Genomic DNA, 13274 nt, shown 5'->3' with positions numbered 1-13274 from the left:
GCAGTTGAATGCGCTGTCGCAGCAAGGCCAATTAGCCGTTTACTGGGCAGAATTCATAATCTGTTGCCAAAGTGCTTTAACCGTGTCGATGTGGGGTGTTAACCCAGCTTGGTCGAGCTCATTGGGGTCTGACAGTAACTTTTGGTTCTGTAAGGCCCGACGGTGTGCCAATGAGCGGTAGGCAATATAAGCCTGTTTGAGGGCGTCACTTTGCTCAGTGTCGATGATGTTATGAGACGCTAAGGTTTCCAGTAGACGGATATTATCTGTCCAAGACAGTAATTGTGGATGCTGTTTACACTGTGCCAGTACGAGGTACTGCACCATGAACTCAATATCCACTATGCCGCCAGCATCCTGCTTAAGCTGAAATTCGGTTTTGCCCACACTTTGGGAGCCAAGATTATCGCGCATTTTTTCGCGCATTTCTCGCACTTCTTGCTGTAGTTGCTTGGGATCCCTGTCTTTTGTGAGGATTTCTGTTCGAATTTGGGTATATTTTTGCGCAACGGCGTCATCACCTGTGATGACGCGGGCTCGAATGAGCGCTTGGTGCTCCCATGTCCACGCTTCTTGTTGCTGGTATTTTTCGAATGCGTTCAGTGACGCGACGATCATGCCGCTTGAGCCACTGGGGCGCAGTCGCATGTCAGCCTCATATAACTGCCCTGCACGAGTGGTGGTATTAAGGATATGAATTAAGCGCTGACCCATGCGGGTATAAAATACGCCGTTTTCTAATTCACGTTCGCCTTTGGTGTATTTATTAACGGTACCACTGTGTAGAAACACCATGTCTAGGTCGGAGCCATAACTGAGCTCTATGCCGCCAAGCTTGCCATACCCTAAAATTAAAAACTCAGGCTCAGTGACGGCATCCCCTTGTGCATTGCTAGGGTGGCCGTACTTATCGACCATTTGTTCCCATGACATCCATAACGCGCGCTCTAATACCGTTTCGGCCAACCACGTTAGGTGATCACTCACTTTCATTAGAGGCAGTGCACCTGTGATATCGCTGGCGGCAATTTGCAGTTTGTTGGCGCTAGCATAGTGACGTAGGGCATCCATTTGTTCTTCTAGGTCTAGTGGTTCTATGCGGAGCAAGCGTTGGTCTAGGTCGGCAATCATGCCGGCTTTATCGTTGGGGTTATAGAGATGAGCGGGGTGTAATAGCTCATCCAGTAACAGCGGCGTTTCTGCGATGCTTTTAGCAATCCAAGGACTGGCGCCGCATAAGCGCACCAGCTGCTGCAATGCTGAAGGGTTTTCACTAAGCAGTACTAGATAAGCGGTTCTGCGCAGTATGGCTTCAAGTAAGGGCACCAAGCGCTCAAGAGTTTGTTGTGGTTTGTCACACTGCCATAAGGCTTTAAGCAGTAATGGCATGACTTTATCTAGACGCTGCTTACCAATGGCCTGCATTTTATGGTCGGCTAGATCACGTAATTTTTGGAGTGTTTGCTGTAGCTCAATGGTGTTAATAGGATCACTGCTTTGATCGCCCGGGTGCTCATCATCTTGTTGGTGAAACCAGATGATTTGCCAAGGCTCTAAATCTTCTTGTTTTTCTTGCTCGCTATCGTCGGCGACAATGTTTTTAAAGTGCAAAATGACATTGTCTCGGTGTTCATCTAAGTGGGTAGCAAATGTTGCCCAGTCCTCAAACCCCATATAGCAGGCAATGCGTGCCTGATTAAAGCCATCAGTGGGGAGTGTTTGGCTTTGTTCGTCATTAATCCCTTGAATGGCGTGCTCAGCATCGCGTAAAAAATGATACGCAGCCAGCAGCTCTTTAACCGCGTTAAAGGGCAGGTATTCGTGTTCTTTAAGGTAATTAAATACTTTAAATATATTCGGCTGTTGCAGCTCTATTTCTTTACCGCCACGGATTAATTGAAACGCCTGTGCGATAAATTCAATTTCACGTATGCCTCCGCTGCCGAGTTTAACGTTATTGCCTAGGTTTCGACGGATGGTTTCTTGGCGAATACGGGCTTTCATTTCACGTAATGATTCAAATGCGCTGAAGTCCACATATTTACGATAGCTGAACGGCCGCAAAATTTTCATGAGTTCTTGGATATGTTGAGCATTACCCGTGACGGCTCGCGCTTTGATCATGGCATAGCGTTCCCAGTCACGCCCTTGATCGTGGTAATAATTTTCAAGGGCGGCAAAATTCATGGCCAAAGGGCCTGACTGCCCATACGGGCGCAAGCGCATATCAACGCGATAAACAAAACCATCTTGTGTGACTTTATCTAAACTTTGGATTAACGCTTGGCCAAGCTTCGTAAAATACTCTTGATTCGAAATACTTTTTTGACCATCACTTGCATGTGTATCGCCGTTTTCACTGAATGCAAAAATTAAATCAATATCACTCGATAGGTTTAATTCGCCAGCCCCTTGTTTGCCCATAGCAATCACAATTAATGACTGCGGTTCACCACTTTTTTTGGCCATGGGTTGGCCATAACGCAGCTGTAATTTTTTATCTAGCCAAGCTAAGGTACAGCGAATATTGGTGTCGGCTAAAAAGGACAGTTCGGTCAGAGTATCTTGTAGTGACGATGCTCGATTAAGATCGCGATGAATCATGCGCATTTGGTGTAGACGACGGAATTCTCTTAATTGCTGATAAAGCTCTGTATCGTCTGTGCATTGCTCAAGTTTTTGGCTCAGCTCATTTTCAATCGCGGTTTGATTTAAGGGCTGCCCAAGAAAGTCATCGGCGAGCATTTTCTGCGCAATAGTGGGACATGATTGAATGCTGTTAAACACATAGTCACTTAAAGTGAGTGTTTTTAGTAATGCTTCACTTTTATTAATGTTAGCTAGTTCACTATGGCTATTAATAAGAGCGGTTAATAGGTCGCGACGCTTTGCAGAAAATTCAGTAAGACACGCAGGGACCTGAGACCACATTTTGGTATTCCTTGTTTGTTTATATTAATGCCAGCTAAGTGAATAATTGTAGCCCCAAATGGTGACAGCGTCTTGATGTTTCTGGTGAGCTTGCCATCACTAAAGGCGATAAAAAGCAGTTATGATGCTGCTGATAGCTAATATATTACGCTTGCCACTTGAGGGTGCAGTAGCCTTTATGCCATAGTGCAGGCTTATTTTTGTTATGACATTATATGAAAATTTTACCGTCAAGAGAGAGTAAGGAGCCCATACTCAGTCAAGCCATGCTGGGCTCTGATGCGCGAATTTTATCAAAGATTAAGCGCACCATTTTTATGATTTTCAGCTTAATGGTGCTGCACGTGATAGCCATGATCGTGTTTGAGTCATTTTCGCCTTGGCAGGCGATTTGGATGACTCTGACCACGATCACAACGGTCGGTTATGGTGACTTAAGCGCTAAAACAATGCCCGGGCAAGCCGCCACTATTTTATTGATTTTTATAACGGCCATTACCATGGTCACATTTTTAGTACGTGATTATATTGATTATCGCGTCGCGCGAAATGAACGCATTCGCTCTGGTTTATGGGATTGGAATATGAAAGACCACATTTTAATTATTAACGCACCAAAATATAATGCCGATCAATTCTTCCAGCGCTTAGTGACACAAATTCGTGAGGATGAAGAAAACAAAGACATCGATATCCTACTGCTTAACACCGAGTTTGGTGATGGCTTGTCGGCCCAATTAAAAGATTTGGGTGTGCGGCATATTCTGGGTAATGGCAACAATGACGATGACCTAGCGCGTGCAGAGGCTAAATTAGCAAAACACATATTTGTATTAGCCCGAGACGAATACCATGCCGATAGCGACAGCATCAGCTTTGATATCGTTCATCGCTTAGCGAATTTGCGCTTGGCCCACTTAACATTGGTGGAGTGTGTGATAGATGCTAACCGAGGAAGAATGCTTGATCTTGATGTTAGCTCCATATTAAGGCCCATTCGTTCTTACCCTGAAATATTGGTTCGTGCCATGGATGCACCTGGTAGTGAAGTTGTAATTGAAGATATGTTTACCCGCAAGGACGATCACCCTGAGCGCTATAGTATTTGGCTAGAGGGAGAAAGCTGGGCCGATGTGGTAACCGCTATGTTAAAAGCGGGTGTGGGCACGCCGATGGCATTTATTAACAAAGATGGTGATATCACTGTGCATCCACGAGGTGATGTGCGTGTCTATGCGCAAAGCTTAATTATTTTAGTAAAAAGTGATCAAGTGCCAACACAAGAAGATGTTACCGAGGCGTTTCAAAAGGCATTTCAAAAATTTGTTTTAGACTCCCAAGAGCCTGAGTGATTCATACCTGCAAATATAAAAAGCCGATCTAGTGATCGGCTTTTTTGTGTCTGCGGAATAACGATTAAACTATGGGTCCGACGCGTCTTGTTCGGTTTTATAATGCATAAAGCCTCGTGCTTCATAGTTTGTTTTTGCGCTTGGGTGATCAAGCGAGCAAGTATGTAGCCAAACTCGCTTGGTATTTGGTAAAGACCAGGCTTGTTCAAGTGCAGATGTTAGAAAATAGCCGCCCATGCCTTTGCCAACAAATTCAGGTGTTAAGCCAAAATAGGCAATTTCTACGTCACCTTGCGCTTGCTGCTGCATTTCAACGTAACCCGCTATGGCACCTTTATAGTGGGCAACCCAGGTGTGAAGGTTTGGGTCGTCTACATAAGTTTGCCATTGTGCATCGGATTCGCTGAGTTTGTCTGTCCAGCTATAAGGCGAACCGACATAACTGTATAAAAATTTATTCAGCGGCCATTGCTTTATTGCGCAGTATTGTACGTCCAAGCCATCAATCGATGGCTTGCCTTTGACTTGGGCTGGACTGTTCATTTCTAGGTAAAAGATATCAATGTTCGACATATTTGTTCTTTTTAAAATCGAGTGTTAAATATTAACGTCTTGTGTCATTAGCTTTACGCGATGGCGTAACAATGCAATTAAAACTAAGGTAATGCCGCTGCAAATAATAAAGCCAACCACCAAAGGAATCACGGTGCCATTATAATGCTGACCTACATATGTGCCAACCACAACAGAAATAAGCGTTTGCACTGTACTAATTACCGACGTTGCCACACCTGCGATATGACCAAGAGGGTGCACTGCCAAGGCGTTGAAGTTACCAAATAAAATACCAAAGCAGAAAAAGGTGCACATCATGTAAGCCATGAAACTCAGTAAACCGGGTTTCTCATCAACTAGCTCAGCATAACCAAAAAATAAAACAGATGTTATTAGTACAACCCATAATGCAGCAATGCAAAGAGTTTGCATTGGAATTTTCATCACCAATTTAGAATTTGCAAACGAAGAAAAACCAATAGCCAACGCTAACACGCCAAAGTAAATAGAGAATAAATCCCCTGTGCCATATTGCACCTGTAAAATTTGTTGCGACGAGCTTAAATACCCAACAAACGCACCAAACATAATGCCAGCACATAATGTGTAAGTTCGTGCTTCAGGGTGTTTGATCGTTTCAATCATACCCTGCTTAATGTTCGTTAATGAAAAGCCAATACGATTTTCTTCACTTAGGGTTTCAGGTTGACGTATATGCAACCAAAGTACACTGATAATGGCAAAGACAAATAATACGACAAAAATGTAATGCCAGTTAGCGAACAGTAAAACGATTTGGCCAACCGAAGGGGCTAGTGCGGGTACCATGATGAAGACCATCATAATGAGCGACATAATCTTCGCCATTTCTTTGCCATCATACTTGTCTCGCATCATAGCAATGGTGACCACACGACAAGCGGCCGCACCAAAACCTTGTAGCACTCTGCCCAGTAACATTTGATTAAAATCTTGTGCAAAAATGGAAATTAAACAACCCACGAGAAAAATCACAAGGCCAAGGTAAATGGCTTTCTTGCGACCAAATGAATCAGAAATTGGCCCATAAATAATGAGCCCAAATGCCATGCCTAAGAACACACTTGAAATAATGAGCTGGCTATCATTTGGGTTTGCAATATTTAAATCTTGGCCAATGATACTCAAAGCGGGCAGCATAGCGTCGATCGATAACGCGACCATCGACATAAGGGCGGCCATTAAAGCGATGAACTCTAAGCGGCTAATTTGTAAGGTAGGATTGGACATAAGAAACTCAAGGGTATTAAACAAGCGTAGATGAAAACGGGGGACAGTGAGTAAAACATAATTTCATTATGGCTGTGAGCCCATAACATGAGACAGACTATTGCATCGTATTAGGCAGTTAGATCGTTTCGATATAATGGCATATGAATTATCGGGGTCCATGCGAATCACGATTGTTTAGATCTGTTACCAGTGGTTATGGCTTTTGGTCATAGCTCGGTACCAGCCACACACATTTGAATATAAAATGCATTTACGATTGAAGCCCCTTGCAACAAATCGTATGATGGTCGCCATGAAATTTATCCAGCATTCGCGCTTGCGTAAACATAATGGCTTAATTGCCTCTATGTTGGCATTGATCATACTGATCAGTGGCAGCTTGCAGCTAGTGCATGATCAACTGGTTGATCACCACCATACCGTTGACTGCCCTATGTTCGTGTTGGACGGCAGTGCAGCGGTTCCTGAAGTCAGCTCTGACTGTATCAATGCTAAGCAAGCATTAGAGGAACAAACTTTCCACCCCATTGCCTTAGTGCTTTCTCAGCTTGAGAAACAACAAGCACGTGCACCCCCCAACTCTATCTAACGTTTAATTACCAAAATTTAATCAAGGCACAGCTTAAGCTGAGCTTAATTATTTGTGTGCGGCCATAAATGTGGACCGTGTTGTAGCGTCGTGTATTTTATCCGCTGTTGTCAGCGGGGCGTTGCGTTATTAAAACGAAAAGTTATATAGAGTTAAAAAATGAAGCAATCTAATCAAAATTTAATCTGGGTAAGTATCGCAACGTTGGCCTTTGGCGGGTTGTGGTAGCAGTAGCAGCAATGACAGCAAACAAGCGGATACTGATGATCATGACCACGAACATGAGCATTCGATTCTCGTTTCACAAAGCACGACGGATACCCTTTCACTACTAGAAGAAGGCGAGCTTGAATCACTAGATGATTCGGCAGCCGGTAACGGTGCATCATTTGTGCTCGGTGAAACAGGCGCTTATGCGGCGGTATTAAGCAACACAACCGTTAACTTTGTGCATGGTTTACACGAAGAGGAAGATGAAGCCCATGAAGAAGAAGGCGATGAAGCCCATGAAGAAGCACATGTTTTGGACTTCTCTTTAATCGCAAGTAAAGTCATAACCACGAATGGTCATTTTGCAGTTTTAGATGCGGGCAGCACGACTTTTGTCGCTTATGATGAACTTGAAAAAGAAACCCCTGAAACAGAAAGCTCTTTTAGCCTATCAGTCGTTGAGACTTACCCAGCTCTTATTCTAGAAGAAGAGCACGACCTTAAACTGCTATTCAACGGCACTAATGCTGTGGCTTATGAAGGGGCGACACAAGAGCACAGCTTTGCGTGTGCAACGCCTACTCATCACGGTCAAACCTCGGAGTTGATCGTAGTCTCTTGTGGTAACCAAGCCTCGGCGTTAATCATCGAAGAAAATGAAACAACGGGTGAACATACCTTTACAGATTCAGCCCTTACCCTAGACGGAACCGCAACAAACTATGTTTGGCGTGCTCAAGGGCATGTTGTGGTGGGGTTTGAACCCAACACAAAAAACTATGCGGTTATAGAACTGGATGACAGCGAGAATCTGGTTGTGGTTAAAGGATCAGATGCGTCTACGTTTGCCTTTACTCAAAATATTTGTGAGGTAAAACTTGATAGCGAATCGCAAGATATTCTAGCGGTGAGTGCTGCAGGCAACTTCACTGTGTTAAATCATGAGGGCGAGAAATTAAAAGCCATTACTCTCGATGAGTCAGCGGCATCTGATTGCGATGACTTTGTCATGGCGTCTGCATCGAAAACCGCATTGGTTTTGGATAATCGTGCCCAAAAAGGGTATGAAATTGATGTGGACGAACCAACAACAAACCCAAATGGTTATCACGTTCATGAACGCTTCAACCTAGGTGTGAGTGATATTAGCGATATGGTTATTTTCCATGAAAAAGACGAAGACGATCATAACCATGACCATTAAAAACATGACACTGACCACTGCCAGCTTTGTGCTGGCTGTGGGGTTTAGCAGCAGTGCCAGCAGTGATGTTATGTTAGACGAAGTGCGTGTGACGGCCTCTGGGCAATTGTTGGATGACGTCGCGCAACCTATTCGAGTGTTTAGCAAAGAAGAAATACAAGCGCAAAATGGCGATACCATTGGTGAGCTGTTATCAAGCCTACCTGGCATTTCGAATGCCAGCTTTGGCGCGGGTGTGGGCCGTCCGGTTATTCGTGGCTTAGGCGGTAACCGTGTAAAGATGGCGATTAATGGCACGGACAGCGCCGATGTTTCGGCCATGAGCAGTGATCATGCACCTATGGTCGATGCGGCTAACGCCAATCAACTTGAAGTGATTTACGGGCCCAATACATTGCGTTTTGGCAGTGGCGCTATGGGCGGTGTGGTTAACATGTCGGACTCTCGCTTTCACGAAATCCCGTTACACGGATGGGAAGGCCGCGTGCACAGCTCTGTCAGTAGCGCGAATGAAGGCACTAATATCAGTGCGAGCACCGATGTGGGCAATGGCCAATGGGTGATGCACCTTGATGGTTTTAGCCGCAGCAGTGAAAACTTCGAGGCTGGTAATGGTGAAACCATTGGTAATACAGCCAGTGATAGCCAAGGTGCCAATGCAGGTTTGAATTATATTCAGCAAAATGGCAACGCGCATGGTATCGCGGTGTCTGTTTTGGATTACGAATATGGCGTGCCAAACCCTGAAAATAAGCGAGCTACGGTTGATCCGAGTCAGCTACGATTCGATGCGCAAAGTATCGTTTATTCTTTGCCGGGTGTTGAGAAAATAAAAACACAATTCACCCATATTGATTACGAACATGGCGAAAACTTCGACGATACTGTTGTGGGTTTATTTGATAAAACATCCAGTGAATTTAAAACGACGTTAAGTTGGTCCAATATCGCTGGTTGGCAATCTAGTTTGGGGGTTCAATTGTCCAAGCAAGACTTGCAACTGTGTCATGATCACAGTGGCTGCCCTGACATTCCTAATTACAGCAACTTAAGCTGGAATGGTGAGGAGGGCAGTAACTTGAACAATGATGTGATTGACGGTAATGCGTTTGCGCATGATACGCCGATGCCGCTGACCGAGACTCAAGACCTGGGTGTGTTCTGGGTCATGGAGCGCGATTGGGCAATGGGGTTGCTTGAATTGGGCGCCCGGTTTGATCAGCGCGTGATTGAAGCCGACCCCGTTTCGATTCTGCCGTCTTATCGTCAGTCTGCAAGTTACTATGCCGATAAAAACGTTTGATTCTGCGTCAATGAGTGCCGCTATGACATGGCGTTTTGAAAAACAAAAGCTTGGCTTAAGTGTGTCGCGCTCACAGCGAGCACCTGCCGCCGATGAGTTGTATTGGAATGGTGACCATCATGCGACGTTTAGTTTCCAGTTGGATAATCCGGACTTAGATATTGAAACGGCTTACAGCCTTGATATCACATGGGTGTATTATGGCTTAAATTATCAGCTGCAAGGTGCGGTTTATTATTATGACTTTGATGGTTATATCTATAATGATCTGAAAGACATGGTTGACCCGTTTCATCGCAACCCTGTTTACCGTAATGAGCAAAAAGATGCTTGGTTCACCGGTGCAGAATGGCAACTTGATTATGACGTGAGTGCGAATTGGCAGTGGTTTACTCGGGCTGATTTTGTGCAAGCACGTTTAAAAGACGGCGTGAATAAAAATCTGCCCCGCACACCACCACTGACATTAACCAGTGGGCTAAAATGGTATACCGGTAATTGGCAAGTCACCTCGGACGTAAAATATTATGCTGAGCAAACCGATGTCGCAAACAACGAAACACAAACATCCGATTATCATGTGATTAATCTATACGCTGCTTATACCAAGCCGTTACCAGATTCGTCTGTGCAGGTTTATCTTAAAGCCCACAACCTAACGGATGAATTTGGGCGCAATCATGTGAGTTACTTAAAAGAGTTTAGTCCTGTGATGGGACGAAATATTAATTTAGGGGTGACTTACGCGTTCTAATAGTGATTCGGCTCAATGTTGTTTGTTTTTTATGAACAGCAATGAAATGTTCGGATAGCAATTGGCTGCTTCCTTGATGCAAATCAAGGGGGCTATTGCCTTGGGTTCTAAAATGAACTTAGACCTCACAGGAAATAAGGACGTAAAATGCCCATTGAAAACCACAGCCTAGCCAATGAATTCCCAGAGCATAAAGAACGCATTCATGATTTGAAATCAAGTAACATGCATTTTCATCGCTTGTTTAATGAATATCATGATGTTGATAAAGCGATTCATCATTTTGAAAGTGGTGCTGAGGCAACGTCTGATGAATATCTGGATAAACTGAAAGTTCAGCGTTTGAATTTAAAAGATAAATTACTGGCTCTGTTAGTCGCTGAACCTGCCTAATATGGGTTAGCGGATCATTTTAATTTGATCCCTAAGCGTATTTTATTTAAGCGTTAATGGCTCGTGGGCATATTGTAAATAGATATGTTCATGGGGTGTTAGCGCTTTTTGTGTTTCAACCCACACCGAAAAATCATCAAACTGGATGCGGTTACGATAGCGATAGCCCATATACAGGCTGTCTACGATTAACCCTTTTAGCCCAGATTCATGGGTTTCAGTGAAACCGTTTTCACGCAGCAAAAGCCAGTGCATGTCACTCGCAAAGTCCATAGGGTAAGTGAATAATTCGCTTGGGACTTGCTTCACCGGAATAAGATTACCAGACTCCATAAACTCCGCTACAAACGGATTAATAGGCTGTTCAAATATGACCTGCGTATGATCCAGCTGTTCTATCTTGCCGTTATTTAACACGGCGGTTTTATCGGCAAAACTAAAGGCTTCTTGTTTGCTGTGGGTGACAAAAATACATGTAATGTTGTGTTGTTTGAGCAAGCCTCGTAATTCATCCATGAGCTTGTACTTCACTTGGCTGTCGATGTTTGAAAATGGCTCATCCATTAACAACAGCTTTGGTCGTTTAGCGAGTGCACGGGCAACGGCGGTGCGTTGCTGTTGCCCACCACTGAGTTCGTGTGGATAACGTTCACCTAAGCCATGTAAATGCACGAGGTTTAAGCTGTTTTCGATTTGCGCATGCTTAGCTTCTTTACTTAACGAGGTTAGGGAAAAGCCAATATTTTGTGCCACCGTCATATGAGGGAACAGTGCGTAATCTTGAAAGATAAACCCGATGTCACGTTTTTCAGGCGCACGTTCATAGCTATTCTTTTTTAGCAGTTCATCAAATAAACGAATGGTGCCGTGTTGTGTATCCATTAAACCGGCAATGGCTTTTAACGCCGTGGTTTTACCGCAACCACTTGGGCCAAGCAAACACAGGATATCCCCTTCGTTTAGCGATAACGAAAAATCTTCTAATATGGTTTTTTGTTGCAGGTGAACCGCGAGATCTTCAATGTGTAATGCAGGTTGACTCATGACATCCTCTGGGTGCGGCTTAATAATATAATCGGCAGCAAGCTTACGATAATAATTAACAAGGCTGCCAACGCGCCATGTTCGAGTTGATCATCACTGGCATGTTGATAAACATAGGTCGATAAGGTTTCAAAATCGAAGGGGCGCAATAAAATCGCGGCGGGTAACTCTTTTACACATTCAATAAACACCAGTAGAAAAGCACTTAAGGCCATTGGGCGAATTAATGGTAAATGAATCAACCGAAAAATACCGGTTTTATTTTTACCTAAACTGGCACCGGCTAAATCTAAGTTGGGGCTTATTTGTTGATAACCGCTGTGAATACTGCCATTAGCAATGGCCACAAAGCGTAATACAAACGCAAATAAGAGCGCCACGCTGGTGCCAGAGAAAATTAGGCCCAAGCTGTCCATATTGGCCCACATCATGGCATCGTGAATGGCCACATCTAATGCACCAAGGGGAATTAAAACGGCAATGGCTAACACCGTACCCGGAATGGCATACCCCAATGATGCCAAGCTTAGCTGACTTTGATTAAATCGGTTTGGGTGAAACCGCAATTGGCCGTTAAGCATCATGGCAATGACCATACAAATAGTCGCTGCAATGCTGGCTAATAAAAAAGTATGCAAGCTGTGCTGTAATAATTGAGGTTGCCAGTTTTGCTGTAAATAGGTGATGGTGTAATCAAGTAAATAGGCAACGGGAATCACAAACCCTAATGTTAAAACAACGCCACATGCGAACCAAATGCCAATGGTTTTACGCGCACTAATGGTTTTGCGTTGCAATAACTGCTGACCACGGGATTCGTATTGTTTTTGGGCCTTGCGTTGTTGGCGCTCTAATAACGACAGTGTCACGATAAACAACAATAACAAACAGGATAATTTCGCAGCTGTGGATAAACTGCCATACACCAGCCAGCTGTCATAAATTGCTGTGGTTAAGGTACTGATGGCAAACAAGTGCATGGTACCAAAATCGGCAAGTGACTCCATTGCAACCAACGTACAACCAATCGCCAAAGCAGGACGCGCCATGGCCAAACGTATTTTAAAGAATACATGTCTTGGGCTAGCGCCTAACAAACGCGCAGCATGATCAAGGTGGTCGCTTTGTTTCGCAAAGCCGTAGCGCAGTAATAAATAGATATAAGGGTAAAGCGCCAGCGCCAGCATGAGGCTGCCGCCGATAATAGAGCGCATATCAAAAAACCAATAATCATTGGGACTTTGCCAATCAAACCATTGGCGTAACGTACTTTGTACGGGCCCTGGGTAATCGAGCACCTTTGTATAAATATAAGCGCTGACATAAGCCGGTATGGCTAACGGAAACACCATGGCCCATTGTAAAAAACGGCGACCTTTAAATTCATAGCGTGCACACCACCAAGCAGGGGCGATGGCGAACAAACAAGCAAAGATAAGCGTAGTGGCCACGACCAATAAGCTGTTTTTGATGTATTGCCATAACACACTGTCGAGAATGTTATCAAAGGTGTGGTCATTGCCATCGACAATAAAAAACGCCTGATACACCAATGCGAGTATGGGAATAAACATCAGCAATGACACACTTAGGCTGATAGCGGGTAAGAGTTTGTTAGATTGGGACATGGCGGCGATTATAAGGGATGCAGATGAGAAGTGGAAAAC

Annotated in this window: 11 protein-coding genes; 6 read left to right on the top strand and 5 right to left on the bottom strand. The window is 44.2% G+C overall.

Translation table 11 applies throughout. From position 1 onward, the window contains the following. Positions 1-39: 39 nt before the first annotated feature. On the bottom strand, positions 40-2931 hold the full coding sequence (gene glnE, locus ACU6U9_RS23255) for a bifunctional [glutamate--ammonia ligase]-adenylyl-L-tyrosine phosphorylase/[glutamate--ammonia-ligase] adenylyltransferase (RefSeq protein ID WP_446737263.1): 2892 nt from the start codon (positions 2929-2931) through the stop codon (positions 40-42). A 215-nt stretch (positions 2932-3146) separates the two neighbouring features. Between glnE and ACU6U9_RS23250 the strand changes: the two genes are divergently transcribed. After that, positions 3147-4283: a potassium channel family protein gene (locus ACU6U9_RS23250; RefSeq protein ID WP_446737262.1), complete on the top strand. Its 1137-nt coding sequence runs from the start codon at positions 3147-3149 to the stop codon at positions 4281-4283. Positions 4284-4352: 69 nt separating this feature from the next. On the opposite strand, the gene ACU6U9_RS23245 is transcribed toward ACU6U9_RS23250, so the two are convergent. Together ACU6U9_RS23245 and ACU6U9_RS23240 are read right to left on the bottom strand one after the other, a co-directional pair. After that, positions 4353-4856, bottom strand: a complete 504-nt coding sequence (locus ACU6U9_RS23245) for a GNAT family N-acetyltransferase (RefSeq protein ID WP_446737261.1) — start codon at positions 4854-4856, stop codon at positions 4353-4355. A gap of 24 nt (positions 4857-4880) precedes the next feature. Continuing rightward, complete coding sequence (locus tag ACU6U9_RS23240) at positions 4881-6107, bottom strand: multidrug effflux MFS transporter (protein ID WP_446737260.1); 1227 nt, start codon at positions 6105-6107, stop codon at positions 4881-4883. A gap of 247 nt (positions 6108-6354) precedes the next feature. Here ACU6U9_RS23240 and ACU6U9_RS23235 point away from each other — a divergent pair, with 247 nt between their 5' ends. The 5 genes from ACU6U9_RS23235 (at position 6355) to ACU6U9_RS23215 (ending at position 10563) form a co-directional block, all read left to right on the top strand. Beyond that, complete coding sequence (locus tag ACU6U9_RS23235; protein WP_446737259.1) at positions 6355-6699, top strand: hypothetical protein; 345 nt, start codon at positions 6355-6357, stop codon at positions 6697-6699. Positions 6700-6910: 211 nt separating this feature from the next. Continuing rightward, positions 6911-8113, top strand: coding sequence for a hypothetical protein (locus ACU6U9_RS23230; RefSeq protein WP_446737258.1), 1203 nt, complete (start codon positions 6911-6913; stop codon positions 8111-8113). Continuing rightward, positions 8076-9416, top strand: a complete 1341-nt coding sequence (locus ACU6U9_RS23225) for a TonB-dependent receptor plug domain-containing protein (protein ID WP_446737257.1) — start codon at positions 8076-8078, stop codon at positions 9414-9416. The genes ACU6U9_RS23230 and ACU6U9_RS23225 overlap by 38 nt, the downstream gene beginning before the upstream one ends. Then, positions 9397-10170, top strand: coding sequence for a TonB-dependent receptor domain-containing protein (locus ACU6U9_RS23220; RefSeq protein WP_446737256.1), 774 nt, complete (start codon positions 9397-9399; stop codon positions 10168-10170). Before ACU6U9_RS23225 ends, ACU6U9_RS23220 begins: the two co-directional genes overlap by 20 nt. A 147-nt stretch (positions 10171-10317) precedes the next feature. Then, entirely contained in the window at positions 10318-10563 is a 246-nt protein-coding gene (locus ACU6U9_RS23215; RefSeq protein WP_446737255.1) for a YdcH family protein, read from the top strand. 42 nt (positions 10564-10605) lie between these two features. On the opposite strand, the gene ACU6U9_RS23210 is transcribed toward ACU6U9_RS23215, so the two are convergent. Both ACU6U9_RS23210 and ACU6U9_RS23205 read right to left on the bottom strand, forming a co-directional pair. Continuing rightward, the gene (locus ACU6U9_RS23210) at positions 10606-11607 is read right to left on the bottom strand and encodes an ABC transporter ATP-binding protein (RefSeq protein WP_446737254.1); all 1002 of its coding nucleotides are present in this window, start codon (positions 11605-11607) and stop codon (positions 10606-10608) included. Next, a complete protein-coding gene (locus ACU6U9_RS23205) occupies positions 11604-13235 on the bottom strand; it encodes an ABC transporter permease (RefSeq protein WP_446737253.1) in 1632 nt (543 codons plus the stop codon). The genes ACU6U9_RS23210 and ACU6U9_RS23205 overlap by 4 nt, the downstream gene beginning before the upstream one ends. Positions 13236-13274 lie beyond the last annotated feature (39 nt).

This window comes from Pseudomonas sp. HK3 (genome assembly GCF_052920985.1).
This window is presented reverse-complemented; position numbering and strand designations above follow the sequence as displayed.

What these genes read in the sequence shown, in the direction of transcription:
- ACU6U9_RS23215 (WP_446737255.1), top strand. Translation starts at nt 10,318, where the DNA reads ATGCCCATTGAAAACCACAGCCTAGCCAATGAATTCCCAGAGCATAAA.
- ACU6U9_RS23205 (WP_446737253.1), bottom strand. Translation starts at nt 13,235, where the DNA reads ATGTCCCAATCTAACAAACTCTTACCCGCTATCAGCCTAAGTGTGTCA.
- glnE (WP_446737263.1), bottom strand. Translation starts at nt 2,931, where the DNA reads ATGTGGTCTCAGGTCCCTGCGTGTCTTACTGAATTTTCTGCAAAGCGT.
- ACU6U9_RS23210 (WP_446737254.1), bottom strand. Translation starts at nt 11,607, where the DNA reads ATGAGTCAACCTGCATTACACATTGAAGATCTCGCGGTTCACCTGCAA.
- ACU6U9_RS23250 (WP_446737262.1), top strand. Translation starts at nt 3,147, where the DNA reads ATGAAAATTTTACCGTCAAGAGAGAGTAAGGAGCCCATACTCAGTCAA.
- ACU6U9_RS23220 (WP_446737256.1), top strand. Translation starts at nt 9,397, where the DNA reads ATGCCGATAAAAACGTTTGATTCTGCGTCAATGAGTGCCGCTATGACA.
- ACU6U9_RS23235 (WP_446737259.1), top strand. Translation starts at nt 6,355, where the DNA reads ATGCATTTACGATTGAAGCCCCTTGCAACAAATCGTATGATGGTCGCC.
- ACU6U9_RS23245 (WP_446737261.1), bottom strand. Translation starts at nt 4,856, where the DNA reads ATGTCGAACATTGATATCTTTTACCTAGAAATGAACAGTCCAGCCCAA.
- ACU6U9_RS23225 (WP_446737257.1), top strand. Translation starts at nt 8,076, where the DNA reads ATGAAAAAGACGAAGACGATCATAACCATGACCATTAAAAACATGACA.
- ACU6U9_RS23240 (WP_446737260.1), bottom strand. Translation starts at nt 6,107, where the DNA reads ATGTCCAATCCTACCTTACAAATTAGCCGCTTAGAGTTCATCGCTTTA.